The 26,979-nt window shown below is 41.6% G+C and carries 22 protein-coding genes; 1 reads left to right on the top strand and 21 read right to left on the bottom strand.

The features are described 5' to 3' along the window. Positions 1-603 (top strand): IS3 family transposase (locus tag ACFQV5_RS24920; RefSeq protein WP_379251089.1); only part of this gene is annotated, 603 nt, incomplete at its 5' end. A 63-nt stretch (positions 604-666) separates the two neighbouring features. Here the strand turns inward: ACFQV5_RS24920 and ACFQV5_RS24915 are convergent. From ACFQV5_RS24915 to ACFQV5_RS24815, 21 genes are all read right to left on the bottom strand, one after another. Next, complete coding sequence (locus tag ACFQV5_RS24915) at positions 667-1,122, bottom strand: hypothetical protein (protein WP_379251087.1); 456 nt, start codon at positions 1,120-1,122, stop codon at positions 667-669. Between the two features lie 126 nt (positions 1,123-1,248). Next, the gene (locus ACFQV5_RS24910) at positions 1,249-2,202 is read right to left on the bottom strand and encodes a carbohydrate ABC transporter permease (RefSeq protein ID WP_379251085.1); all 954 of its coding nucleotides are present in this window, start codon (positions 2,200-2,202) and stop codon (positions 1,249-1,251) included. A gap of 16 nt (positions 2,203-2,218) precedes the next feature. Beyond that, positions 2,219-3,121 carry a carbohydrate ABC transporter permease gene (locus ACFQV5_RS24905; RefSeq protein ID WP_379251083.1) on the bottom strand — a complete coding sequence of 301 codons (903 nt, stop codon included), beginning with the start codon at positions 3,119-3,121 and terminating at the stop codon, positions 2,219-2,221. Continuing rightward, a complete protein-coding gene (locus ACFQV5_RS24900) occupies positions 3,114-5,732 on the bottom strand; it encodes a DUF5696 domain-containing protein (RefSeq protein WP_379251081.1) in 2,619 nt (872 codons plus the stop codon). The genes ACFQV5_RS24905 and ACFQV5_RS24900 overlap by 8 nt, the downstream gene beginning before the upstream one ends. 24 nt (positions 5,733-5,756) lie before the next feature. Next, positions 5,757-7,817: a YIP1 family protein gene (locus ACFQV5_RS24895; RefSeq protein WP_379251080.1), complete on the bottom strand. Its 2,061-nt coding sequence runs from the start codon at positions 7,815-7,817 to the stop codon at positions 5,757-5,759. A 16-nt stretch (positions 7,818-7,833) separates the two neighbouring features. Continuing rightward, positions 7,834-8,706, bottom strand: a complete 873-nt coding sequence (locus ACFQV5_RS24890) for a carbohydrate ABC transporter permease (RefSeq protein ID WP_379251078.1) — start codon at positions 8,704-8,706, stop codon at positions 7,834-7,836. 3 nt (positions 8,707-8,709) lie between these two features. Further along, entirely contained in the window at positions 8,710-9,618 is a 909-nt protein-coding gene (locus tag ACFQV5_RS24885; protein ID WP_379251173.1) for a carbohydrate ABC transporter permease, read from the bottom strand. Positions 9,619-9,699: 81 nt separating this feature from the next. Continuing rightward, entirely contained in the window at positions 9,700-12,651 is a 2,952-nt protein-coding gene (locus ACFQV5_RS24880) for an extracellular solute-binding protein (RefSeq protein ID WP_379251076.1), read from the bottom strand. A gap of 82 nt (positions 12,652-12,733) precedes the next feature. Continuing rightward, complete coding sequence (locus tag ACFQV5_RS24875) at positions 12,734-14,143, bottom strand: ABC transporter substrate-binding protein (protein WP_379251074.1); 1,410 nt, start codon at positions 14,141-14,143, stop codon at positions 12,734-12,736. Between the two features lie 397 nt (positions 14,144-14,540). Beyond that, a complete protein-coding gene (locus tag ACFQV5_RS24870; RefSeq protein WP_379251072.1) occupies positions 14,541-15,671 on the bottom strand; it encodes a GntR family transcriptional regulator in 1,131 nt (376 codons plus the stop codon). Between the two features lie 244 nt (positions 15,672-15,915). Then, positions 15,916-17,397, bottom strand: a complete 1,482-nt coding sequence (locus tag ACFQV5_RS24865) for a phytoene desaturase family protein (protein ID WP_379251070.1) — start codon at positions 17,395-17,397, stop codon at positions 15,916-15,918. Continuing rightward, complete coding sequence (locus ACFQV5_RS24860; protein WP_379251069.1) at positions 17,394-18,554, bottom strand: glycosyltransferase family 2 protein; 1,161 nt, start codon at positions 18,552-18,554, stop codon at positions 17,394-17,396. Before ACFQV5_RS24860 ends, ACFQV5_RS24865 begins: the two co-directional genes overlap by 4 nt. After that, positions 18,533-19,285, bottom strand: a complete 753-nt coding sequence (locus ACFQV5_RS24855) for a lysophospholipid acyltransferase family protein (RefSeq protein WP_379251068.1) — start codon at positions 19,283-19,285, stop codon at positions 18,533-18,535. The genes ACFQV5_RS24860 and ACFQV5_RS24855 overlap by 22 nt, the downstream gene beginning before the upstream one ends. Then, positions 19,254-20,012 (bottom strand): carotenoid biosynthesis protein, encoded by a 759-nt coding sequence (locus ACFQV5_RS24850; RefSeq protein WP_379251066.1) that lies wholly within the window; start codon positions 20,010-20,012, stop codon positions 19,254-19,256. Before ACFQV5_RS24850 ends, ACFQV5_RS24855 begins: the two co-directional genes overlap by 32 nt. Further along, positions 20,009-20,884 carry a phytoene/squalene synthase family protein gene (locus ACFQV5_RS24845; protein WP_379251064.1) on the bottom strand — a complete coding sequence of 292 codons (876 nt, stop codon included), beginning with the start codon at positions 20,882-20,884 and terminating at the stop codon, positions 20,009-20,011. Before ACFQV5_RS24845 ends, ACFQV5_RS24850 begins: the two co-directional genes overlap by 4 nt. Then, positions 20,863-22,419: a phytoene desaturase family protein gene (locus ACFQV5_RS24840; protein ID WP_379251062.1), complete on the bottom strand. Its 1,557-nt coding sequence runs from the start codon at positions 22,417-22,419 to the stop codon at positions 20,863-20,865. Before ACFQV5_RS24840 ends, ACFQV5_RS24845 begins: the two co-directional genes overlap by 22 nt. Continuing rightward, positions 22,410-23,954 (bottom strand): phytoene desaturase family protein, encoded by a 1,545-nt coding sequence (locus tag ACFQV5_RS24835; RefSeq protein ID WP_379251060.1) that lies wholly within the window; start codon positions 23,952-23,954, stop codon positions 22,410-22,412. Before ACFQV5_RS24835 ends, ACFQV5_RS24840 begins: the two co-directional genes overlap by 10 nt. Before the next feature lie 207 nt (positions 23,955-24,161). After that, positions 24,162-25,262 (bottom strand): DNA polymerase III subunit beta, encoded by a 1,101-nt coding sequence (dnaN, locus tag ACFQV5_RS24830; protein ID WP_379251058.1) that lies wholly within the window; start codon positions 25,260-25,262, stop codon positions 24,162-24,164. Positions 25,263-25,305: 43 nt separating this feature from the next. Next, positions 25,306-25,599 carry an antibiotic biosynthesis monooxygenase family protein gene (locus ACFQV5_RS24825; RefSeq protein WP_379251055.1) on the bottom strand — a complete coding sequence of 98 codons (294 nt, stop codon included), beginning with the start codon at positions 25,597-25,599 and terminating at the stop codon, positions 25,306-25,308. 26 nt (positions 25,600-25,625) lie between these two features. Next, positions 25,626-26,264 carry an HAD hydrolase-like protein gene (locus ACFQV5_RS24820; protein WP_379251053.1) on the bottom strand — a complete coding sequence of 213 codons (639 nt, stop codon included), beginning with the start codon at positions 26,262-26,264 and terminating at the stop codon, positions 25,626-25,628. A 19-nt stretch (positions 26,265-26,283) separates the two neighbouring features. After that, positions 26,284-26,859 (bottom strand): O-methyltransferase, encoded by a 576-nt coding sequence (locus ACFQV5_RS24815; RefSeq protein ID WP_379251051.1) that lies wholly within the window; start codon positions 26,857-26,859, stop codon positions 26,284-26,286. Positions 26,860-26,979 lie beyond the last annotated feature (120 nt).

Here is a 26,979-nt window from a genome sequence, read left to right as displayed (position 1 = left end):
CTCATGAAGAAGATGGGCCTTAAATGCCTGGTTCGCATGAAAAAGTATAAGTCATATAAAGGGACGATCGGCAAGACTGCACCGAATCATCTGGATCGTCAGTTCACGGCGAAGGCGCCAAACGAGAAGTGGGTAACGGACATCACCGAATTTAAGTTATTTGGAGAAAAACTGTATCTTTCGCCCATTTTAGACTTATTTAACGGGGAGATTATCACCTATACCATTGGCTCACGACCAACCTATTCTCTGGTATCTGAGATGCTGGATGCAGGACTGAAGCGTCTGCCGGAAGAGCACCATCTTCTTCTTCATTCAGATCAAGGATGGCATTACCAAATGAAGCCGTATTGCCATGCGCTTAAGTCGAGAGGCATTCTCCAAAGCATGTCGCGAAAAGGAAATTGTTACGACAACGCCGTCATGGAGAATTTCTTTGGCATTCTCAAGTCAGAGTTTCTGTATTACAAAGAGTTTGAAAATGTGGAACATTTCAAGGAAGAACTGAAAAAATATATTGAATACTACAATACCAAACGGTTGAAGGCAAAATTAAAAATGAGTCCGGTACAGTACCGAACTCATTTAGAGAAAGCTGCCTAATGAAATAACCGTGTCTAACTTTTGGGGGTCACTTCATTCTCCAGACCTGTTTTTTTACATATATTAGAGATTCACTTGTGCTTCTTGAAATGCCTCATAGGTAACATCATCATACTGAACTGTTCCCTCTGGGTAATAGTCTTGAGTAATTAAATCTATTAGTTTTGGATCCATTGCATGATAGCTTTCCTGTGGTATAAAAAGCATAAGCGCCAGAATTTCACTCAGATATATCAGTAAAGGTTTTATAAATATCTCTCCGGCATTCATCGTTTTAAGTTGTCGAATAACAATGAAAAATGATTCACTCATAACAAAACTTTCTGTACTACTTTCATAATTAGTATTAAAATTTTCAAACTCAACTCGTAATTCGTCTTTGGAAGGAGAGAGAATCATCACTTCTAATACTCCATTGTTTAAATGGTAAGTAACCTGTGCACTGGGATCTACCATTGAAATATACTTCATGAGTTTTTCTTTATATCCAGAATATTCATACATCTTTTTTATGTCCATGACATTCTCTCCTGAATTATGTAGTATGTAAAATCTGTAGCTCCCATCTTAACATATGATTTTAAGAACGCGAAAAAGGAGCAGTCCCGCAAGATCTAAGATCTTTTGGGACAGCCCCTTCAATGATTAACCTACAATACCTGTACGCTCCACACTTTCAACGAAATATCTCTGAACGAACAAGTACAAAATGATCAAAGGTCCCATAAGCAGCAGTACCCCTGTGTTTAGCAGCATAGATTGGTACACCAAGTCAGGTTCCGATCCAAGTGCCATCCCCATATCCATAAGCTGTGTAGACAGAACTTTTACCTTGCTTAAGAACAACGAAACATAGTAACTGTCATTCCACTGCCATACGAACGAGAACAATACAACGGTAACAATCGCTGGAACAGCATTCGGAAGCATGATCCGATAGAAGGTTTTAAATACCCCTGCTCCATCCACCAGTGAAGCCTCTTCAATCTCCTTCGGTATCCCTCTAAAAAACTGTCTGAAAATATAGATATACAGACCATTTTTGAGTCCCATTGCAGTTGCTGATGAGAGCAGGAACGGCCAGAACGTATCGATCAGATTCAGGCTGCTCTTACCTGTTAATACCCCAACAATACCGAACAGATCGAAGTAACGATAAGTCAGATAAAGAGGAATCATAATCGTCTGCGGTGGAACAACAATCGTAAAGATGACGAGCCCGAATAACAGTCCACTCCCTCTAAACTTCAATCGTGCAAACGCATAGGCCGCCAAAGCACATGAAGCCAATTGGATCAACGTCGTTCCTGTAGAAATAAGAAACGTATTTAATAAAGATGACCAATAATCCGTCGCACCGATCGCAATTTTTAGATTATCAAGTGTAAAAGTTTTCGGAATCCAGAGAACCGTCGGGTCGTAAATATCTGTTTTACTACGGAAAGCTACAGATAATCTAAGAAACAACGGGAACAAAATAATGAAACAAAATCCAGTGATTAGTACGGTTCGCACCACAATCCACAGCCAATATTTTGCCTTCTCCTGAGGATTGAATTTGTACGAGATGAAATTCGCATATTCAGTTGGCGATTTCATGGTCTCTTCCTCCTCATTAGTCGTAGTAGAATACCTTTCTGGATATAATGGCTGTTGAAATGCCTAGAATTAGTGCGACCACTAAGAAATAGACCCAGGACATCGCAGCGCTTTGACCGAATTCAAACGAACTAAACGCCGTTTGCGAAATAAGTGTGTTAATTGTATTAGAGCCGAAGGAATCAATAATGGAATAAACCACATTCGTCAAAATCAAAGGTGTCATCATCGGAAATGTCACTTTCCAAAAGATTTCATATCCTGTAGCCCCCTCAATCCGCGATGACTCATACAGCGTTGGCGAGACGGACTGCAAGCCTGCTAAGAATATTAAGATCTGCACACCTGACGAACTGATAATTTCATAAATTCGATCGACAGCACCTGTAATATAATCAACCAACACAGGAGCCAGTCCGGATTCCACCAGTAATTTCTCCAACTCGAAGCTTTGCATTAGGCCACCGCCGCCTTCACCGCCTCCAGCGGGAGTCGAGCTGCCGACAAAGCTGCTAATATCCATATTAGCAATAGCTGCAGATGCCAGGATAACCGGCAAGAAGAATATCGCTCTTGCTAGAGCCCGACCTTTAAATTTCTGGTTAAGCAGCACCGCAGCAAACAGACTAAAAATGATGATGATTGGCACATTCACTAACATGTTCGTTACCGACTCGGTTAATCTCCGGGGGAATTCAGGGTTTGTTGTGAACAACTCCGTATAATTCACCGTTCCCAGATAATCAACTGAAAACCCACCTTCGACTAAACGAATCGAACTTAAACTGAATCGAAACGACTGAATCAGAGGCAAGATGAACAGAAGAATCAAACCAATGATGAGCGGTGTGACGAACAACACGCCCATCCATGCTTTTTTCTGTGCGAGCGTAAGTGGTTTTTTGAGCAATTTATTCACCGCCTTCACCTACCTGATAGCTCTGCGGCTCCATATTTACACCATTGACGGATACAGCCACATCGTTGTAATTGATCGTTATTGTTGTTCCATTCTCAAATGTAGTCTGAACCACACCAGGCGATGGACGTTCATGCGAGGCGATGGTTTCTGTGCGTACATTATTCAAGATCTCACTCACTTCGTTATACTGTGAAACGGCCTCTTCGAACCAATCTTTGTAATGAAGTGCATATAAGTGGTCGAACTCCGTATCCTTCACAGTCGAGGAAGGGCTATGGAACCACTGATAATAAATATTCGAACCCGTTTCAAGTGCTTTGAGCAGCGACAAGCGAGGATTATGAACCTCATCCATATTAAATGGAGCGCCTGCCAAATCAAAGTATCCATGAAGTGCGATCTGGTAAAATGGTACATCCTCGTCAGTCAAATTCATTCGGCTGCTTCGCGTCGGGGAATTGACGATAACATTTGCATAAGGCAAGCTATAAGCGTTACCCCCGTTTACCATCAGTGATCCCGCACCCTTTTTCAGCTTCTCCATTTCTTGCTGAATCACACCAAGCGATTCTTGACGAGTCACCGGACGATCTGGATTGAAATCAGAATTGACCTCGTCTCCCATATCCCTTAAAGACAAGCCTGACAGCTCTAATTTTGAATAGTCTTTCATAAAACCATCGATTTGCTTGGATAACTTGGCAGGTGACAAAATATAATGTGAAAAACTCGTAAGGTCTTTACCATAAGTAACCGGATTGTAGTTGTATACTTTTGCTTTTGCACGATCCAAGAAGATGGCTGACCCGGAATCTCCTTTATATTTTTGAAGAAACGCAGCATCAGGATACAGACCAATGTCATTCTGTTTCGTATAATCCAACAGCTCCTGCAAGTCTTTCTTGCCTCCAAGTGCCCCTACGACCTTAATGTCATCCGGAGATGAATGACGGATTCCATCATTAAACCAACCGACGAATCTCAGATCGATATTGGGAACACCCGCCTGCTTCAACTCATCCAGTAAGGATACCGTTTCATTAAACGTTGTTAATGTCTCTGTTGAATTATAAGGAATCCCTAAGAATGACTTGCTTTTTCGAAACGCCCCTTCGACTTCTAGAATAAACGGAGCATTCTTCGTTTTGTCCAGAGGTTGCAGGTTATGCTTTTTTGCCAAATAAGAACGGTAATGACTTGCCATGCCCGTGTAATCCGCAGCTTTTCCCGATAAAAAGCCATATCTTATCTGTAGATCACCATCAAATTTGTTCTTTTGGAACATCGGTACAGAACTGGTCTTTGTACCAGATGATAAAGTATAGAAATCCATTGATGTGATTTTGAATTCACTGCCCACGGAATTATAGGAATCATTTCGTCCACTTACATCAGCTCGTATACTGGACACGGCGTCTCCGCCCTCAATGATTCCAACCATAGCATGATCATTCTTTTTCAGCCCAAATACGGGTAACCGCGTAATTTGATTCCGCTGAATAATATCCTTCACATCGAAAGTACCATCCGTTCCATAGACCGGCAAATTATAAGGCTCTGCACTCGGCTTGCTACTATTGAGATGAATCAGTGCTCCTGATCCGTCAGGAACAAAGATGTAGCCTTCACCTGTCGTATCCGCTGCACCGAAGAACTTCAGTACCTGGATAGATGCGAGCGGATAAGCGTCATTGTATTCAAGCTCCTGTCCGGGAACAGTTACGATTAAATGCTCGCCATCCAGTGAATATTGCAATGGAATCGTAAATTCTGCATTAGCCACCACTGCTTCGTCTGCAAGTCCATTCTCTTGATGGTCTGCAGCAGCGTCTTCTGCTGTATAACCTATTTCTTCGAACAAGGCAGATACTTCTTCCGCAATATAATCCTGTAGCTTACGGACCTCGTAGACCTTTTTCTCCTCATCGAACCGGAACTTGTATTCTACGCTTTCACGCGTTTCTTGGTCCGGTAATTTATCTAGGATTTCAGTCTGAAACCGTTCTTGACTGATTATCTTTGGAATATTCGCAACACTTTGTTTCACATTCCCAATCTGATAGACGACCTTGACTTGATTCTCGCTTACGTCCACCTTGAACTGTTCCTTCGCAACACTATCATCAAAGCTGTTAAACGTGTTGATCTGCCCTTTCTCGTTATAATAGCTAACGAGCACCTGAGCGGATAGCTCCGATTTATACAATGGAGAAGCTATTTGATCATCATCACGGTTGGCAGGATTAGAAAACCAAGCATAACCATCCCGCTTATCTTTGACGGCGATTTCTGAAGTCAGCTTATTAACATATAAGATAAGCGCTTCTGTTTCAGCAACCTTCTCCATTTCACTTAAAGCTTTCAGCTCCTGCGGGCTATTAGAACTTACATTCTTTACTTCGTTTATCTTTACCGATGTATTTAGGGATTTTGTGTTTGCTTTACTTTGCCCTGCTTCTGTATTTTCGCTAGAGTCCTTCACTGCCTGTGCTGCTTCCGCAGAAGCACTATCCACTTTTAAGTTCCCTTGCAGTCCTGCTCCTGCTGCGATGCTAGTCAGGATTAGCAGGCACAGGAGTCCAGCAATCTTTTTCTGTTTTGCGGCCACCTTTTATACCTCCTTTTTTGCCTGCTACAGCCTGAATGAAATTTCATTATAGATGGAACTAACAAAGCTGATCATCTGCTGCAGCATGCTGAAGAACAATACGCCGAGGAATATAATGATGCCCATAACGACGAGCGTTAGTAGCATGGTAGCTACCGTCTTCCCAGCGGTATACTGGTGCACGGTCATCGTTCCCGTAAACAGAAGCCAGCAAGACCACACCAGAGCAATCGCTTCCATCATATAATAGAAGGAACTCTCATCTACGGTAATCACATTGCTGTATAGCATCTGTGGGATATAGATGATGACTAGCGGGAGTAAAGCATAAGCCGTGGCCATCACAATTTCCTTGAACTTACCCTCTCCGTCCATAAGCGTAGTCAGTGACCAGTTAGCCACACACCACAGCAGGAATGGAAGTATGATAAATTTCAATTCATCCAGAGAATTCAGCAGATCAGGATTGTTATAGTTAATAACAAATCCATTGTATTGCCTTTTCACAATCGTCCCGATCACGAGCAAGAACAGAATGACAATTGCGACCTTAATCCTACCTTTTTTCTCGTACTTCATTTCCCAGAAACCATTAAAAGGATGAATCATCGTATAGAATGGATTTCGTATAATACCGAACTCCTGATAGAATTGTCCATCGGCTTTTTTACGACGGGTCAATTTAAAGGCAGCAATAATCACTCCCAGCAGCAATACAATTGCCAGTACAATCGATCCGAAATGCTCCATTACAATTTCTTTGCGATGTCTCTTAAAAGCTTCTGAATAATACTCCCTGCTGTTACCCAGCTTGAAGTAATCCATCGCTTCGCGATTCTTTCCTTCCTTTAAGAGGGATTTACCTATCCCTATGTAAGCGACATCAAAGTTTGTATTCATCTGGAGCACTTTGTGCCAAGCTGCTGTTGCCTTTTCGTTCTCCCCTTGATTCAGTGCAATCACGGCCTCACGAATCAGGCTTCCGTAGTTTGTTGGTTCGAATATAGATAACCGATTGTTATCCTTATCCAAAACCATCATTTTATCATCTAGGATTTCAATGGCTGACGGTGTCCGGAAGTTACTCTGCTGACTTCCTAGGCCGCCGAAAGTATACAGCAAGTTACCGTCTTTATCATAAGTAAAGATTCGACCTCTCTTGGAGTCGAGTGCGCTGAACATGCCGCCTTGATCTGATGTAATATCTATAAATATAGAATTACCTGAGGGGTTTCCCGTTTCCAGGTTCCCTGTATCACCTTTTGGCGGGAAATATCCTTTACTCCTTAAAATATCGACACCGGAAGGATTCAACCGTTTCAGCGGTTTATCGGATTCTTCCTCTGAAGTTGAGGTATACATAAAGCTGTCAGCATCAATGTCAATATTGTTGAACTCGAGCGGAATAAACTGCTGCATTTGTTCTCGCTGGGCCTTCGTTGAAATCCTTTTCCAGAACAAGTCGATCGGACTGAACTTCACTCGATTCGTTCCAATAAAACCAACAAATTCGCCACCAGAATTAAATTCTAATATCCCCTCATAGGAACCACGACTGATGACATATATCCGTTCAGCCTTATCCACTCCTACCTTAATCGGGACATATTGAAAGCCTTTTCGAAGCAGCGTTGATTTCGGTGCCTCAATAACACTTAAGTACTTACCTTTTTGATCAAATTTCACAATTCTATGGTTTTCCGTATCTGCTACAAAAATATTTCCCTGTGCATCCGCGAACACGCCTTCTGGCTGGTTCAATTGATCCTTTTGACCCTCACGTTCAAATTCTGAAATGACATGAGCTAATTCCAACTGTCTGTTCAAGATGACGATCCGGTTATTTCCGGTATCCGCAATATACAATTGTCCCTCTTGACCGGAATATAAATCCTGCGGTGATGACAATGGACCAATGCTCCAGTCTTCACCATACATTACTTTTTGCAGGTTATAAGGACTCGGTGCAGGCACCGGATCACCCCAGAAAGAATAGCTGTAATTATCACCCGCAGAAACTTGAGTAGGGGCAACCGCGCTGGACAGCAGCATAACGATTAGGATAGCGGTGACAAATCTTGTCATCTGTAAGCCCCCCCTGTTATTCCTTCAGACCTGATGTGGACATCGTCTGTATGATACTGCTCTGCGTAATAATAAACACCGTAATTGGAACGAGCATCATCAAGAATGTAACTGCCGCCACGGGTCCTGTTCTTACCAAGCCGCCACTTGCGATTTGACCAAATACATAATCAACCGTCTTCAGCTGTTCACTGTAAATGAACTTATGGCTAGTAACCGAACCGTTGGTCCAAAGATTTTGCAAAGAAAAAATAATGAGAGTTAACCACGCTGGTCTTACAATCGGCATGACAATCTGCCAGAAGATTCTGTATTCACTTGCCCCGTCAATTTTACCCGCTTCGAGAAGTGCGTCCGGGATTTGTTCCATGAACTGCTTCATTAGATAAAGTCCGAGCGTCATACTGAAAGCCGGGAGCAAGATTGCCCAATACGTATTAATCATGCCCAGATAAGAAATGATCATATAATTGGGAACCTGAGTTACGTACGCCGTGAACATGAGCGACATCACAACGATACTGAATAGAATCTTTCTCCCAGGAAACTGAGTTTTAGCGAGCGGATAAGCGGCAGCTGAGGCAAGAAGTACGTGACCAACAGTACCTACGATCGCAATGAAAAATGTATTAAATACATATCTTGAAAATGGAACCCAGGAATCGCTAAAGATTCCGACTAAGTCTGTAAAGTTCTTGAACGTAGGGTTCCGAACAAATAATTTAGGTGGAAATGTAAAGATTTCGTCAAGCGGCTTAAACGCGTTGCTGATCGTAAATACGAGTGGGAGCGACATGAAGACTGCTACTCCGCCAAGCAGCAGAAACAATATCAGATCCACACCCCAGGATCGGTTCAATCTCTTCGGCATCTTAATAACAAATTTCATGGTCTACTCACCTACTTTTCCAAGAAGCTTCTGTATAACCAAATTGCTCGTGAGCATAATGGAAAACAGCACGGTAGCGATCGCGGAAGCGTAACCCATTTCATAACGAATGGTTCCATAATCGACCAAATGTGTAACAATCGTATGAGCCGCGTAATCCACACTTGGGAAACCGACCAAGAAGATGGAGATCTCCGCTACGGAGAAAGCAGAAGCAATTTGGATTACCGCCCCGAACATCAGCTGAGGTCTCATCGCTGGAAGTGTAATGAACCATAACTCCTGCCAGCGGTTGCGAATCCCATCAATACTCCCCGCTTCATACAATGTACGGTCCACATTTTGGAGTCCCGCGATAAAGGCCAAGAATGCTGTACCCAAGCTGAGCCATAGCTGCACCATAATAAGAATCATAAGTACATATTTGGGATCTTGAAGCCACTGAATTGGCTCTTGGATAAAGCCCCAGTTCATTAAGAAAGAATTCGCGTATCCGTACGAATCACTTGCAAACAGAAGCGTCCAGATTAAATATGTATTGCCCGCAATCGATGGTGCGTAAAGGACAAGTGTCAGAAGTGCGCGCAGTTTCGGTGGCAGCTCATTAATAAGCCAGGCAAACAAGAAACAAGCAATATAGCTGATAGGCCCGGTTATGGCTGCGAACAAAATCGTATTCTTCAAGGCGATAAGAAACACATCGTCCTGAACAAACAGTCTCGCGTAGTTCTGCCATCCGATAAAGTTCGGCGTTTCTAACAGATTGAAGTTTGTAAAGCTAAGTACAAGTGATAACAATACGGGTATAACCGTAAAGGTGAAAAACAATAGGAAATATGGTGCCAACAACACGTAAGCATGTTTGTTTTGCTTCATTAAACTAATATTGCGTTTCCATTTACTCCGGAACATCTGATCAAGTTTCCGTTTACCGGGCTTGTGAAGCCCGGGAACGACAGGTTTCTCTGCGATCTGTTGTTTCACTTAGATCCCTCATTTCTCATAGGGAAGATTAAATTCTTTACGCTTCAGCGTAATCTCTTCATTCATGATTCGAACATAGTTTTCAAGTGTTTCCCGTGGGTCCTCACCCTGAACGACCACTCTACGGAAAGCATTGTCAATATTACGACCCGTTAAGTATCCGCCCGGCACTTCTGGAACACCTTTAGCCCACTTCATCTGTTCTTCGAGCTTACGGTAATCCTGTGTCGGCCATGGTAATTCAGCTAATGCTTCCTTATTAGCTGTTGGGTATCTAGCTGCAGTACCCATGCGAATTTCCATTTGGCGACCGAAGGCAACTTGCGTATCTTTCTCAGTCCACCACTTTAAGAAAGTCCACGCGGATTCTTTATCCGCAACATCTTTAAACATGACGGAGGCTGAACCACTGCTTCCCACTTCTCTGTGCAGCTGTCCATCTGGTGTAATGGTTCCCGGTACCGGAGCAAAGGACCATAGTCCTTTAATCTCAGGTGCAAAGGCGTTCAATTTGTTATACATCGTGTAGTCTACAACCCCGATTGGCATCTCTCCTGTACGGAAACGGTTAGCAAAATCAGCCACGATCGGTATTTTGTAATTCACGAAGAAATCCGTCCACTGCTTAAATTGTTTCATCGCAACTTCGGAATCCAAATCCGTAGACATCCCACCGTCTTTGAATATATTGCCGTCATTTTGGTATAAAAACATGACTAGTGCTGGACTAATTGGTAGAGTAGCGATATTCGTATTCGCTGTCTCATTACCTACGGAGTCGAGCGGTCTTTGCGGAAGTCCGAATTGTAAATTATTTTTTTGTAAAATAGGCAGCATTTCATACACATCATCCCAGGTTTGTGGGACTTCTAAATTAAGCTCATCTTCCAGAATGTCTTTTCTGTAGAAAAGCATTGGGAAGGTTTGCGTTTCAGGAAGAGCATAAAATTTCTCTTGGTATTCAAAAGGAACGAGTGCGCTTTCATTAAATCGCTGCTTTACGGTATCAAAGTCACTGAATTCAGATAAATCCTGTAGTGCACTCCGGCTCGCGTAGTTCACCGGTAAGTCACTACCGATCTGAAGCGCAACATCCGGCCCTTTACCAGCAACCGTCGACGGAAGAATGACATCAGCAGCTACAAGTTTAAGATTGACATGAATATCGGTCTTCGCAGTGAATTGATCATCGATCAATTTTTTAATGACCTGAGCCTGGTCTCTTGCGGAAGTAACCCAGACCGTAATACTCTTCTTATCATCCTGATCTGCGGAGAAATCATCATAGTTTTCATAGAAAGAAGCTAAGAATGCTTTGGAGTCAGTTACAAACTTATCCCACTTCCCAGCCTTTGCTTTTGGAAGCTTAGCACCTGGCGAGCTTACAATGAGATAGTCTAGTCCTAGTGGCTGCTCATTAATTGTCAGCATCCATGAACTAAGTGCACCAACATTCGCTTTATATGCTTCTACCCTTGATGGAACCGTTTCGGGATTATCCGCCATATCCTTAAGCTGATATGCGACCGTATTAATAATCGATGTTTTATCATCACTTTTTCCCGAAGGACCCTCTAACACATCCGCTAAGTTGTATAGTCTTTCACTTGTTTCACGGAAAAGCTCTGTCATCTCCGGTATACGCTGCTCCAGATTATAATCCCGGAATGGATCAGGTACGGTACCGGTATAGCTGATGATTGTACGGTACATGGAGTTAAGCTCCAGAATGGTAGATTCGACAGATCTTAAGATCGGTGCCAAATCTCCGAGGGTAACCTCCATTCGAATCGTATGCTTCCCTTTCTCTAGATTAAAGAGGTAAGGCTCTGCATCGCTTTTGCCCACTACGTTCATCTGCCAATCCGCACTATAAGGGAAAGGGTACGATTGGAGTTCTTTAAATGGTACTTCTCCATCGATATACACGGTGCGAAGTGCTGACATTCCTCGCAAGAAATTTTGTTTATTCTTCAGTGCAATCTGGTACAGTCCATCTTCCGGCACTTCAAATTCCCACTCAATCCACTGCCCTGGTAACCTCCAAGCATATCCACCCATCGCGTTATTCCTAAGTTTGGAGACGTGGAAAGGTTCTACGGCAGGATTGGAGCGGTCGTTATAAGGAAGAAGACTTGGTGTTGATTTATACAAAGTCTCTTCAGCCTGCAGCTTTATGAAAACATCATTAGATGTATTCAGGCTGTCCTTCTTATAATTACTCGCTACTTCATCGTACGAAGGCAATTTATCCTCTTTTGTTAATATCAACTGATCGATGACAAGTGGTTCTCTTACGGAAGTTAAAGTCAGGGTGTGCTTGCCTTCCGAAAAGTAAAAGAAGAAAGGATCCTGATAAAAGCCTGTCGCATCCCTAAATGCTTCATTTCTCCACATTTGGGTTTCCACCTGATTGGGAGCGAGATCATTTCCGCGGTCATCACGATCAAATGTATTCTTTTCATTACTCCAGATCCGGTTAAATATGAAACTCCTTGCTTCATTAAAAGGAATTTCTCCATCAATTCTTAACTCACGTTCAATGTCAGAAGATTTGCCTTCCCCGCTGTAAAAATCCATTCTGATATTGTACATTCCAGCTTGTTTAATCTGTACTTCCCAAGTAACAGATCCAGTCTCTTCCGTGTAAAGCATTTTCCCTTCTCTACCCTTGTAATCTTCCAATATGGCGGTCTCCATGTCATCTGTCTTACTGAAGTTTTCCGCTTCAATGACGACATTCTCCACTGAGGAACCTGTGTTTGTGAATTTGCTCAAATATTCCTCATATCCGCCCTTTTTAGGCGTTCCTCTAATGCTTGTTAGATCAAGCTCAGGTGATATTTGAGGATTGCTGTCTGCCACATCACGATTCGCCCCACCTCTAAAGGAAAAAAACAGGCCTGCTGCAATAATCACCAGAAGCAGTGCTAAGCCTGCTTTCATGATCGGTTTCCGCATGGACCCACCCCTTCTCTTTATGAGGTACCCCTACTTCCTAAATGAGGAGCAGGGGTACATATCCAGAGTTTCTATCCTACAATTATTTTGTATCCGAAAGCATTTTCTTGATATTTGCTTCAAATTGCGGCTTCACTTTATCTACTGCAGTAGCTGGTGAAATTTTACCTGTTGTAATATCCTTCACTACACCTTTAAATAGGTCCCCACCATCTGGAATAGCGTAGTAGGAGATATATTCAATACTTTCTGACATTTGAGCACGTGTGTCCAAAGACTCTTTATTCGGATAAGCCGACTCCCAAGACTGTTTGGATAGCTTTCTTCCTTCATCATGAAGAGAAATTTCATCGTAAATTTTAACGGCTACTTCAGCGTTCTTGGAATGCTTAGCAACCATAAACATGTTACCGAATGGTGTATAAGTTACATGCTTCTCTGCTTTCGGTCCTTTCGGGAAGAAAACATAGCCAAGCTCTTGATTTTTCATGTTCTCAAGCAAACCGCCAAGTTCCCAGCTGAATCCACCATACAGCACACCTTTACCAGCAATGAATTCTTTACCTGCATCTTCTGGAACAGGCTGCATGATTGATTTGTCTTTATTGTATAAATCAGAAACGAATTGGAGTGCCTCTATTGCATTTTCACTATCAAGTGAGAACTCGGTTTCACCATTTTCATTCTTATCTACAGTTGCATTATTTGTGTAGACAAATTGCTCTGTCACGAAGTTCATGGTTCCATAACCGCCTGCTACACCATATACATCCGTCTTTCCGTCGCCATTCGTATCCTTAGTAGCTTTTTTAGCGAAATCACGGAATTTATCCCATGTCCATTCACCTTTTTGCTGTAGTTCATAAGGATCTTCCAGACCAAGCTTTTGTACTAATGTCTTGTTATAGAAGAAACCATATGGGGAAGGAGATGCATCTGTCATACCATATTGTTTGCCATTATAAGATCCGCCGTTCTTCATCCAGCTAATGTATTTAGGATCATTTAAATCAAGGAAATCGTCTACAGGTTGTATAAAGTCTTTATTGACCATTTGTGGGAAGGCCCAGAACAGTTCAAGCAGTACGATGTCTGCGAAAGGTGTTCCGGAAAGAGAGGTTGTTGTGAAGTTTTCTACGTATTTACCGTAGTCACCAAATTTCACAAATTCAATCGTGCAGTTGTATTTCGCTTCAGCTTCTTCGATCAGTTTAATTTGCAATTCTTGTGCAGGGCTTTTCTCTTCTGTAACTAACCTTGGATCAGCATTGTCATACCAGACGCCGATTTTAATCGTTTCACCATTAAGGTCGATTGCAGGTTCTTCTTCTGGAGCTGGCTCTGCTTCTTTATTTCCAGGTTCCTCTTTAGGAGTCGTTGTAGCCGGTTCTTGTGTTGTCTTTGTGGTACCGCCGCCGCCAGCACAGCCAGCGATCAAAAAGGTCATCATCATAATAATGAGTAACATTGGAAGCAACCTAAATTTCTTCACTCGTAAAACCCCCATTTTCATTCGAATTAAGTAATAACCTGCATGAAATTTCGTCAAACTATTGTTAGCGGAATACAGTTAAAAATAACTCCCCCTTTTCGTTAAAAATGCACCCTCGGAAGTATGCGCTTACATTAAAAAACAAAAAAATAAAATGGTATATACGTTGATGTTTATGTATTGGGTATATCTAATACACCATTCATAGCTGTTATTATAATTGGATAAATCTTCTTTGTAAATAGTGAATATACTTAATTTAAATTTCGTGTAAGTAATTATATCTTTTAGTTCGTAAGTGCTTTCATTTACAAATAAAAAAGCTGTTCCCACTTGAGTAGGACAGCTTTTAAAGTGCTCTCATTCATTTTGTCTGCTAATTTCCCTTGGGTGAAACTCAAACGATTAAGGGTTGGACAGTAGAATTTCGCTCCACGAGATGAACAGGTATAATAACCTGCTGGGTCTGAACATTAGTCCCCTCTATTTGCTGTACGATCAGTTCGGCTGCCCGGCGTCCGATCTCATTACAATCTTGGGAAATTGTTGTTATCGGAACCTCTACTAAACGAGATATCATGTGATCATCAAATCCGATGATAGATAACTGCTCTGGGATTCGAACGCCCATATCAATTGCACTTCGCAGCAGGTCTACGGCCAGATGATCATGTTCAGCCTGAATCGCTGTAACCCCTATGTTCAATAGATGTGAAACCATAGATTTATAGAACTCATTGCTGTCCTGATGTTTATCGGCCTCTTCATAAAAATCGGTAATGATAAGCTCAGGGTCCACTGGAATGTCATGATCTCTTAATGCTTTACAATATCCTTGATAGCGATCTCTAACCGAACTGCGATACTCAATACTAATGCTTGATACAAATGCAATTCTCTTATGTTCTAGTTCAATCAACTTTCTAGTCGCTAGATAACCACCGTCCAAGTTATCAGATACAACACTTGTAACCGGCAGGCTTTCTATGTATTGATCAATCATAACCATTGGGTAATTATTCCAATAAAGCGCATTCAAAATATCGATGTTAATCATGGTGCTCATCGGATATAATATAATACCTCGTGAACCAATCTTAGGAACTCTTAACAGCAGTTCCTTCTCTTTGTTCTTGTCCCAGTTGCTGTAATGAATGCTCAAATAATATCCTTTCGAATCAAGATAATCGGAAGCCCCTTGAATATATTCAAGCTCATTCGTTGAAGAGTACGGCAAGATCATAGAGATAATGGGATTCGGATTTGAATTCATAGCAGTAAATTCTGGGAGTATATTATCTTTCTCTTGCTTCTTGACGTAGCTGCCGCTACCCCTTTTCCTGTAAATAAGGCCTTCACGTTCCAACTCAATCAGTGCTCGCTTTGATGTGATTCGGCTAACACCGGATTGTTCAGCCAACTCCACTTCCGTAGGAAGCTGTTGATCTGGCTTGAACTCACCGTTCAATATCTTGGTCCTCAGGTCTTCCATAATAACCAAGTATAACGGTTTATTCTTGGATTGCATTATTCTCACTTCCAGTCTGCCCCATTATTCTAATTCATATTGATTATACCAACTTTAACTCTATTTTCAATAAATATACCAAATTAAACATTATAATGTCTATTAAAAAAACAAATATCTATTTCAAAAGTAGCACGTCTATCTACCTATTGTTGTTGTAAGAAATTTATAAAAATAGTAATCTACAGAAAAATAAAAAAGACATCCCATGGGACGCCCTTTTCCTTAAATCATTTTGTGATAATTAAATAATTCCCTCTCGTGATAAAATTTCCTCTGCAACGAGCTGCCCGGATAAGGTTACAATCGGTGTTCCTCCTCCTGGATTCGTCGTTCCCCCCACAAACCAAAGTCTGTCTAACCCATTCAAGAAATTGGATGGACGTGAAAACGTCTGTTTTGCAGAATTAGAAGAAATACCATAGATCGCCCCTTTGAAAGCCGCTGTATCTTTTTCCAACTGCTCTGGAGTGTAGAATAATTTCACTTCGGCTTCTGATACCCTCTCTAACCCATAGTTCTCTAACTTATTAAGCAGAAGTTTGCCATATGCCTCTTTCTTATCTTCCCATCTCCAGGCAGGCGAAGTATATGGCGCGTTTGCAAGTATGAATAAATTACTGCTATTTTTAGGAGCCCTATCTTGCTCAGAATAACCCGAATGACATATATAGATGGTTGGATTAGATGGAGCCCTGCGATGATGAAAGATATCGTCAAATTCTTTTTCATATTGATCTGAGAAAAAAACATTATGATGCAACAGTTGTTCATATTGTCTTTGCACACCAATTAATGAGACAAAGCCAGATAAAGAAGGCTCATAGGCAGAGATTCGAGAATCCGACATGGAAGGACGATCAGTAGCAACAATTAAATCACGACAAATAGACAATACATCTCCATTGGCAATGGTGACATCTGCCGTCATCGAACCCATATCACTATCTATTCCTTTAACTTGATTATCGTGAATGAGTATTTTATTCACTTTAACGCCAGTAACAATCTTTACCCCAAGTTCTAGAGCTAAGCGCTCAAAGGCAGCTGGTATAGCAGCCGTTCCACCCCGAACACCATATACACCTTGATAGCCTTCCAAGTGCGCCATCATAGCGAAAATGGCAGGGGCTTCAAATGGAGAAGATCCTACGTAGGTCGCATATCTCCCATACATTGCCAGTGTATTCGGATGACGAAAATAACGCCGTAGTAACTTTTGCAGCGAAGTCAGCGGTCGAATGCGAAGAAAAGAGGTTATGAGTTGTGGTCGTAGTTTCGTTCTCAAATCTAGAAGCAATGTGTTAAGAAAGTTCTTATTCGCATGATCAAACAGTTCTTTAGATTCCGCTAGAAATGCTTTTAGATGACGCGCATCTTCCGGACTGAACTCTGCAATCTGATCACACATTAAATCCACACAACTGCTCATATCGACAACCGAACCATCCGTAAAAAAATTACGCGTGTAAGGATCCAGTCTATAAAGTTCCAGATAATCCTCCATCCGACGACCCGCAGATAAAAAGACCCTTTCGAAAGCTTCAGGCATAGTAATCGTACTTGGACCTCGATCAAATCGATATCCACCTTGCTCAACATACTGCAGCTTTCCTCCAACAGTATCTTGTTGTTCAAGTACTGTAACCTGATAACCGGAGTATGCTAATCGTATCGCGCAAGATAGACCGCCTAAACCAGCACCGATCACAATGGCTTTTTTCATGAATAATTCCTCCCTTTCCACTGATAGCCCTGATGTGTATAGGCTCCGCGGCAGGAATCCAAAGCAAGAACCAGTAAAATCGTCATGCTGATCGGCAGAAGAACAGACAGCCACACAGATTGTCCATTTCGTAAATCGACCACACATTTTATTCCCATGCCAAGCAGCGTGCAGACGCCCGACCACACGATCCATTCTGCAGCAACGGCTGCATTATCGGGAGAGATAATATACTGGAGTGTAGAAAGAATCAGTATGAAAGGAGGTAGAACATACAGTAACGAATATAACGTTAATATGACCAATAAAAGCGCACTGCTTCTTCCGATACCTGGAAATATATTTTTCCTGTATCCATCCCATACTTCTCTACCATTATGGTACATCCGCATGCTTACCAGCTTATGAACGTCCGCTAAGGTAACCGGTTCTCCTGCTTCTTTCATTCTACGTGCTAATGCGACATCATCCACGAGCTGATTAGCAATAGCTTCATGACCACCACATTTTAGATAACTCTCGCGATGCACAAACATAAAGGCACCATGCGCTGCCACAAATTTAGGATCTTTTAAAGCCCGAACAAACTTCACCGGTAAATGACATGCAACTACAAACGTCATTAAAGGTACTATGAGTCGTTCAAGTGTAGTTTTCACCTTTTGATAAGGGAATCCGGTAATCAACCCGCGACCTTGTTTCATAGCAAATTGCATAGTCGAGGATATACAGGTAGGAGAAAGTCGTGCATCTGCATCCATAAATAACCACCAATCTCCTTTGGCATAACTTGATAATTGATGACATGCAAATACTTTGCCTGCCCATCCACTTCCAAGTTCCCTTCCTTCAATTAACCGTACCCTCACATCATTAATAGCAATCGATTTTACGATTTCTGCGGTTCGATCATCTGATCGATCATTGAGCACAAGAATTTCAATATTAATATAATCACTTTGAAGTACAGCGTTTAAACACTCTCCAATATTGCGCTCTTCATTTCGCGCGGGAATCAGAACAGAAATAAGGGGAGTAGATTCTTGTTTGTTCTCAGACATTGATCTCTTGATCTTGGGAAATTGCCGAACGTTCCAGATGACAAATAAGAGCTGTATCACAAGAGTAATCAGAATCACTTGAAAAAGCTGTTCCAATGCTTCAACCTCCTTTGGGCAGCGTCAAATATATCATTTGTTGAATATCCCGCTCGAAGGATGGGTACAAAAGGATCCACGTTTGTAATCTTCTCCTCTATTACTAAGTTCCGGTGTTTCTCAAGCTGCTTCTCTAGGGAGACGCGTACTCTCTCCACAATGTTTTTTCTCTCCAATTCGTCCCATGCGTCTAACATTGGATCTCCAACCCAAATAGAAGCCTCAGGTTTTTGATGTTGTACCAAAAAAGTTAGCATTGTGACAGGCACCACAGCTGTATTCGGACATTTCGCAAGCAGGTAGCCAATACCGGATTGTAATCGAAGAGGGCGGATATCCTGATGATAAATTTCACCTTGAGGGAACAGCCATACACGACCTTGGTTGCTTAGCAATTTCTCTGCGTAATGAAGTGATTTCCAAATTCCTTTTACTGATGATTTATCGATTGAAAAAGCCCCTATTTTGCGAAAAAAACGATATTTATTCATCTGTTTCTCATCCATCATCATGTAATGATCCCCGGAAGAAGTTTTACGTATGACATGATAGACCAAAAGCCCATCCCACCAACTGCTATGATTCATTACATAAATAACAGGCCGTTCCATTTCAAACCAATCCAGTTCTCCCCGAAGCGTGATCTCGTGAAAATAACGTCTTAATAAATAGTGTTCATTATAACGCTGGAACACATATTCAAATCCTTTGCGTTTGTTCGCCTCGATCAAACCACAGCACCCCCTCAGCTACTGCTACACCTATTAGGGAAATGATAAAGGGGATCATCAGACCTTCTTTGACAGCCAAAATTCCAAACATCAGGAGCATTCCCTGGTATAATCTCCCTGACTCCGCCTTAGGTTTCACTCCAGTCTTCCGAAGAGGATACAAGAAAGAGAGCAGATATGCAGTTCCGAACCAAGCCGCGAAGTTCTCCCAGGGTACTCCTGCATATATGCCTTTCCCCTCCCACATCCAAAAACCTCTGGCAAATGCAACGGGATCGAGCACAAGATCGAGCAACAACGCCCAAAAGCCAACCTGCAGCGCTCGAATCCAGTTCGTTGTTGAGGTTGATAAAAGAATGGCTGAAGACATAACACCTACCCATGCAAAACCTATAGCAAATGGCACTCTTTCTCCAAATATACTCAACGTGTTACTGTAATAATAGGATCCAAAGGGATATCCCGTTCGTGTACCGACGGCTTCAAGTATATATGTAACAAGCCCTATCAAAACTGCCCGAATAGCTATAGCATATGTTTTACTGCCTCTTAGACCTTTCTTATTTTGAAATTGATTCTGGTTTACCAACTCAAGCTGTAGTGCATAAATAGCAAAGAACACTAGAAATAATCCGTTAGAAAAATGTAAAAAGTCTGGGACCTTGAAGCTAAGCATTAATATTAACCCTACTGCATACCAACCCCAGAATAAATATCGAAGTATCATGATACAGCGCTACTTTCTTTATTGAACACGGATATACCAAAGCGACGGGCTACCGAAGTAAGTATTGCGGCTTTCTGCAAGTTGCTAACATAAGCTCGTTCAGTATATATGCGATATTGGTTGTGTTTAACAGCATCCAGTATCGCTGCATAAAATCGGGCTGCGAGTTCCACGCTGAATCCGCTTGAGCTTGGATAAGAATCCAGACCACGTAAGCCTAACTCAAACCAGTACCTGGCCAGAGAATCCAGTTCGTGAATAAGATCCTTAAATGGCTTGTTGATTACACCGTCAGCAAACTCCTTCTCGGTATATCCATATTTCTGCATCATTTTCAAAGGAATATACCTTCTTCCCCTTGCCTGATCTTCACCTACGTCCCTTACGATATTAACAATCTGCATCGCTTTACCGAGGTAGATTCCCGATTCTGTAATACTCGCATCAGGTGATTCATGCAAGACTGGCAGAAGCATTTCACCAACCGTACCAGCGACAAGGTAGCAATAGTTTTCTAACTCCTCCATGGTGTTATAGTGTGTCATAACAAAATCACGTCGCTGCCCTTGCATCTGTTTATAAAATGGCTCTTTTGTCAGATTTGGAAACCGACTGAACAGCCAACGAAGTGCCGGCCAGATGAAGTGACCTTCTGCGCGATCTAACTGATCCAGATGCCCTTCCAATTCATCAATTGAGTAAGAAGCCTTATGTGGCTCATCCACAGAATCATCAATCATACGGCAAAATGCGTAAATCACATACACTGCTTCTTTTCGAGGAGAAGGCAGAAAACTGAAAGCTTTATAAAAAGTAGTTGATCCGTCACGAATCATATCCTCACATTTTGTCAAACTGATCGCATGCTGCATGCATTTCTCTCCTTTGTCAGATAGTCTGCCAGAAGACGTGCTCCTTGCATGACGATGGGAACACCGCCTCCAGGATGAACGGAAGCACCTACACTGTATAAGTCCTCGATTTCAGGATAAGGAACGATTTGCGGTCTAAACACAGCGGATTGACTCATGCTGGGAGCAATTCCAAAACTCCCTCCCCGATACATCCCTTCGCGTTCTGCATCATCCGGATTACGTACATCCATCCAGCATATCGCTTCTCTAAGGCCTGGAAATCCGCGCTCTTCCACTTGTTCAAGAACATAATCGACCCATGTACTTTGGACATCCTCCCATACCACATCTCCAGCAGGTGGCACGGGAACAAGCAAATACATAACGCTTTCTCCTTCGGGTGCAGCTTCATGATCAAGCGCAGTTGGATAAAATGAATATATTGCAGGTTCTTCTGGTATTTTCTTATCTACAAATAACTGACGTAACCCTTTATTGAGCGCTTCAGGAAGAAAGAATTGATGAATACCAGCTTTCTCCCAGCGGCGGTTTAGTCCTAAATAGATGAGCAGGCAACCGGATGAAGGTTCAAAGCGCTTCGGACTTCTTCTGCCTGCTCTCCTTCCATGATGCGAATCAAACCGATTATTGAAAGTTTGATATGAGTGATCCAAACGCCTCTCTCCATTAACCTTATCGGGTAGTAACTCAGCCAAATAAGGAAAGTCCCCATTAAATACAATAGAATCATGTTTAAAAAGCTCTCCACGTGAGTAAATTCCTTTGCATGAACCGTTTTGTAGGTATAGTCGATCCACTGGTGAATTGATTTTGATGTTTACTCCTCTAAGCTTAAGCTCCTCATGAAGCAGCTGAACTAGCCATGCATAACCACCACGAAGATACCAAACTCCGAATGCGTGCTCAGCGTATGGAATAAGCGTATATAATGCAGGTGATTTAAACGGTGCACCTCCTATGTAAAGAGTTTGGAGTGAAAAGGCATCTTGGAGCCTTTCATCACTGAAATAATCAGCTGCTAATGCACGTACGCTTTTAAAAGCTTTCATACGAATAAGTAACTTCATGTTATGCCAAGTATAAAAATGGGATTTCTGCATAAAAGGTTTATTTAAAAACGCATCTACTCCGCTATAAAATGCCTTGCCCATATCCTGCATGTATCGTAAATAGCCTTCTTTTTGTCCTGGAAAAACTCGATCCAATTCCTCCAGCTGCTTCTCTTGGTTCCGATACTTCTTAAAGGTGGTTCCATCCGAGTAATGAATAGTATATAGAGGATCACATTCCATAAGAGGCAATCGGGAACGATCGATCCCCCCCTCTTCCAATATCCCTAACAGCATCTCCGGTAGAAGAACGATAGTAGGACCGCGGTCAATCCGATATCGACCTGTTTCATCTACTTGATAAGCTAGACGACCTCCAAGACTGGACACTTTTTCATAAATCGTGACTTTATAACCCCTATTGCTTAGTAACAGCGCCGTTGTTAACCCACCAATGCCAGCTCCAATAATACCTATCTCCATACAGGAACCTCCTTTGGAAATTTGGATGCAGTAGGCAAAATAAAGCCTGCGCGTTGATCCTCTTCCATTAACAAATTCACACTAATTCGTGCAGACTCCCATATCGTCGGTAGTCCGCTTCCTGGATGGGTCCCTCCACCAACGAGCCAGCAGTTTCCCAGCTCTTCAAACCGATTGTGAGGGCGCAGATGCATCATTTGATCAAGCGAATGTGAGAGATTAAAGGTGGCACCTTGATAAACATGAAACCGTTCTTGCCAATCTAAAGGTGTGACCATTTCTTCCATCTCGATGCGAGAAGATATCCCCTTCAATTCCGGCTCACACTCAAGCCGACGCAGAACTTGCTCTCTTACCCTGCTCTTTTCCTCCTGCCAGTTGGTTTCTCCACTCAAGTTAGGGACAGGCATTAAGATATATAGGGCTGTTTTTCCCGGGGGAGCCATCGTCGGATCGCTGATTCCAGGATTATGCACATAAATTGAAGGTTCTTGAGAAAGCACACCAAGCTTGGTGATTTCATTTACATTCTTCTTATAATCATCCGAGAACAGAATGGTATGGTGCGGTATATTCACCGTCCCATCAATACCTAAATACAACATAAAAGTGGAACAAGAGTATTTTTTACTCGCAACACGTTCAGGGGAGTACTTTTTGAGCTCGCCAGGTTCGAAAAATTGTGTCATTGCTGTAGCAAAATCCGCATTAATAACAACGTGATCCGCATCCATTCGCTCTCCGTTCTCTAGTTCCACACCGATTGCTTTACCGTTACGGGTTCGTATTTTTTTTATCCCGTTACTCGTTTCTACCTTGCCTCCATATTCTTGTATAACCTCGGCCATTGCATCACAGATCCGATTCACTCCTCCGATCGGATGAAACAGACCATACTCGTGCTCTAAATAGGATAAGATCGAAAATGTTCCTGGACATTCCCAAGGCGACATCCCCAAATATTTCGCCTGAAATGTAAAAGCATATTTGAGGCGTTCGTCTGTATAATACTTCGACAATCTGCCGTACACCGTATCTAGGGCATTAAGTTTTGGTAAAGCTTTGAACACGTCCGTCCGTATGTAATCTGTCAAACGAGAAATTGGTCGTTTTAAAAGAGGCGCTATACGATCAAATTTCGTTTTTTCATCAATCATGAAACGGCTGTAACCCTCCCCATTTCCAGGGAACTGCTGCTCAATGCGTTCTTTCATCACCTCACGGTTCCGAGTAGCATCAAAGTTTATGTCACCAAATTTAAGTCTATATAAAGGATCAAGTTCAACCATCTCTACGTAATCGTGAAGTGATCGATCTACAGCAGCAAATAATTGTTCTAAAGATTCCGGCATCATAAGAAATGTCGCTCCCCGGTCAAAACGATAGTCACCCATTTCAACACGGGAGGTGCGTCCGCCAATAAAAGGCTGCTTCTCATAGATAGTGACTTCATACTCACTGCCAGCTAGCAGCATACCTGCCGCTAATCCTCCTGGTCCTGCACCTACGATAATAGCTTTCCTTTTGGATGTCATGCAGCCCCTCCACCTTCTATGTATAATTCAAATCTCTATAATTAACCCTACGGTAAATATACAAACATTGTACAATGATGTATATAGTTTGTAAACAGAATCAATTTATTTTACTGATGCGGATATTCATTAAAAAAAAGCTTCTAAACACAAAAAAACAGCCATATGTTTCTTTGGCTGTTTTTTGAATGGTTAACGCATCGATAACTATTTCAAAGCACCCATAATTAAGTGCAAAGCACTCTCCTGTTCATGCGGCTTGAACACGATTAGCTTTTGATTGCGGTTGTAATGAATAGCTGTCTTCTCTGTTCTTATCGTCTTTAAAGCATCCAGGGCAAATTTAACATTACATTTAATCTCGAAAATGTCGTTAGTGGCACTTTCTAAAACAATATTCTCATCCATATATCCATTATCACTCTGACAAGATATCCTAAGGTGATCATTATTTATTTGCATGGTCGTAATGAACCCCATACTGCTATCAGAGATGATCATGGATCTTTCAAGCGAACGTAATAATTTGGGGGTCGATACAACCACTTTGGAGCTTGATTCCATGCTGATCATCTTTTCGATATTAGGATACTTTCCTTCCATAGGAGTTACCGCATAGGTGAGTGATCCTTGTTTGAAAAGCATACGTTGCTCGAGAAAATTGATATGTACAGGTAAATCATCTTTAAGAATATGTTTAATATCAACTAAAGCTTTACCTGATATTATATTCTCTGCAGATACTCCGCTGGCTAACATCACGGTCATTCTTGCTACACGATGTCTGTCACAAGCCGTAAAACAAACCGATTTATCATTCAGTTTAATATGAACACCCGTTAATAAGGGGTTATCTTCGCGAGAAGAAACAGCATAAATAGTTTGGTTAATCAAAACTTTTAAAACCTCTCCATTTAATTCAATCGGTATACCACTATGGTCCAGACGCACTTGAGGATATTCGCCCGCATCCATTCCAACAAGTCTAAAATTCGAATCTCCTGAGACGATATGAACACAATCGTTTTCTAATAACTCTACCTGAATCCAATCCTCGTCCATTTTCTTAATAATTTCAAACAGCTTGTCAATAGGTAAAACAACTGAACCTGATTTCATAAATGTAAACTTATCTTTACTTAGCTCGTATCTCATCATATTATTGGAATCTCCACCGACTAATATCATTAGCTCGGGATCTACCGTAATAAAAACGCCGCTAAGTATAGGTATTGACTTGGAATTAGCTATTTTAGAGATATGCTGCAAGGGTATAAGAATCTCATCTTTCGGAACTTTAAACTTCATGGATTTACCTCCAAATTCTCTGAGAATCCCTTTTTGCTTCCTCTTAATCCCCTATCACTTCATAATGCTCTACCGTTGGAAAAGGATCATAAAAATGATGCAGCATGCTCTTCCACTCTTGATACTCCGCTGAACCCCTAAACCCAATTGTATGATCTTCTAGACTTTCCCACTTTACAAGTAAGATGTATTTATGATCGTCTTCTATACATTCTTGTACTTCATGACTGATATAACCCTTCATGCTGGCTATTATCGCCGATGCTTCTTTGATAGCCTTCTCAAAAGACGGTGTTAAACCTGGTTTAATATTCAAAATGGCAACTTCCAATATCATAAATTTACCCTCCTAAATTAGAGTGGTTATGCTTGTACTATGATATCCAATACTTCATTCGGGTTTTCTGCGATATAATTCGGATGTTCAGATAGCAAAGCTTGTTTTGAATCCATCCCCCAAGTTACCGCAATGACCTCGACATTCATTTTCTTACACGCCTGAATATCCCGCACTTCATCGCCTATGTATAATAAGTCTTTACTAGACAAACGATTAGTTCTCATATACTGTCTGAGCGATTTATCTTTACCGAATAGACCATTCGAGGACTTGACCTGTGTAATGCAGGCTACTCCTTGATGCTCCATGTATTCAATTATGTTGGATTCTGAGTTTGAAGTAATAATCGATATGGTATATCCCTTCTCACTCAATTTATTAATGATTTCTCGCATGCCTTCAAAAAATAGAAGTGACTTTAAATGGAGTTTATACTTGCTCTTAAAATCCCGACTAAACTTTCTAATTAATAGAACTCTAAACATCGGAACATTCAATACCTTAATCTTCTCTCTTAATGAGAGGTTCATCATATTTCGGTATTCGGTTGGATCTATCTTATTAAACTTATACTGGTCGGCAAGCTCATTATAAACTTTCACAACAACTTCAACGGAATTCACTAATGTCCCATCAAAGTCAAATACAATATGCCTTTTCAATTCAATACCTCTTTTATCTTTATTTTTTCGTCATGATGATAATCCCTGTTGACCAATCTAATTTAAGCAGATGAAAATCCTTTCTCTGCTCAAGCTGTTCAATTAATGCTTCGACCTTAGCTTCATGACCATCAGGCCAGTTTGGCTGCTGATTTAAATCATCGATTATGTAGATTCCATTGGGCTGCACCATATCTAACACTTCTTCGAGCAAATAGAACTTACCAGGCCAAGTGTCCGCAAAAATAATATCAAACTTCTTATCACGATTCTCCTCAATAAACACTCCGCCGTCGCATACATGAAAGTCCACTCTAGGATCCTGAATGGATTCTTTTGCAATACTAGCAAATTGTTCATCAAACTCAACGGTAGTAAGGACCGACTGATCGTCCATACCTTCTAAAATCCATGTCGTAGAATAACCGGCACCCGTACCTAATTCCAAAATACGAGCTTTTGATTTTGCCGAAACAAGCATTCTTAATAAGTTACCCGTCAAATTATCACAGGACATGGTGAACCCTTTTTCATTGGCCATAACTTTAATTTTCTCTGCTGTTTCTGGAATGATTATATTTCTTTGATCATCCATAAATTCACCACTTTCATCGGATAGATTTGATACCTTCCTGCGATTAACCGCCAATTATTCAGTGCATGAAATCAATGTTATACGAATTATATATGAATTTGGATTTTCGCAACAGGTCAA

This window comes from Paenibacillus sp. GCM10028914 (genome assembly GCF_042666275.1).
In the GTDB taxonomy this organism is placed as follows: Bacteria; Bacillota; Bacilli; order Paenibacillales; family Paenibacillaceae; genus Paenibacillus_AQ.
This window is presented reverse-complemented; position numbering and strand designations above follow the sequence as displayed.

Bases quoted from the DNA above. Each gene is read 5' to 3' on its own strand.
- dnaN (WP_379251058.1), bottom strand. From the start codon at position 25,262: ATGAAGTTTAAAGTTCCGAAAGATGAGATTCTTATACCCTTGCAGCAT.
- ACFQV5_RS24890 (WP_379251078.1), bottom strand. From the start codon at position 8,706: ATGAAATTTGTTATTAAGATGCCGAAGAGATTGAACCGATCCTGGGGT.
- ACFQV5_RS24885 (WP_379251173.1), bottom strand. From the start codon at position 9,618: ATGTTCCGGAGTAAATGGAAACGCAATATTAGTTTAATGAAGCAAAAC.
- ACFQV5_RS24840 (WP_379251062.1), bottom strand. From the start codon at position 22,419: ATGGAGATAGGTATTATTGGAGCTGGCATTGGTGGGTTAACAACGGCG.
- ACFQV5_RS24915 (WP_379251087.1), bottom strand. From the start codon at position 1,122: ATGGACATAAAAAAGATGTATGAATATTCTGGATATAAAGAAAAACTC.
- ACFQV5_RS24845 (WP_379251064.1), bottom strand. From the start codon at position 20,884: ATGCAGCATGCGATCAGTTTGACAAAATGTGAGGATATGATTCGTGAC.
- ACFQV5_RS24880 (WP_379251076.1), bottom strand. From the start codon at position 12,651: ATGCGGAAACCGATCATGAAAGCAGGCTTAGCACTGCTTCTGGTGATT.
- ACFQV5_RS24895 (WP_379251080.1), bottom strand. From the start codon at position 7,817: ATGACAAGATTTGTCACCGCTATCCTAATCGTTATGCTGCTGTCCAGC.
- ACFQV5_RS24815 (WP_379251051.1), bottom strand. From the start codon at position 26,859: ATGGATGATCAAAGAAATATAATCATTCCAGAAACAGCAGAGAAAATT.
- ACFQV5_RS24865 (WP_379251070.1), bottom strand. From the start codon at position 17,397: ATGAAAAAAGCCATTGTGATCGGTGCTGGTTTAGGCGGTCTATCTTGC.
- ACFQV5_RS24850 (WP_379251066.1), bottom strand. From the start codon at position 20,012: ATGATACTTCGATATTTATTCTGGGGTTGGTATGCAGTAGGGTTAATA.
- ACFQV5_RS24825 (WP_379251055.1), bottom strand. From the start codon at position 25,599: ATGATATTGGAAGTTGCCATTTTGAATATTAAACCAGGTTTAACACCG.
- ACFQV5_RS24910 (WP_379251085.1), bottom strand. From the start codon at position 2,202: ATGAAATCGCCAACTGAATATGCGAATTTCATCTCGTACAAATTCAAT.
- ACFQV5_RS24870 (WP_379251072.1), bottom strand. From the start codon at position 15,671: ATGCAATCCAAGAATAAACCGTTATACTTGGTTATTATGGAAGACCTG.
- ACFQV5_RS24835 (WP_379251060.1), bottom strand. From the start codon at position 23,954: ATGACATCCAAAAGGAAAGCTATTATCGTAGGTGCAGGACCAGGAGGA.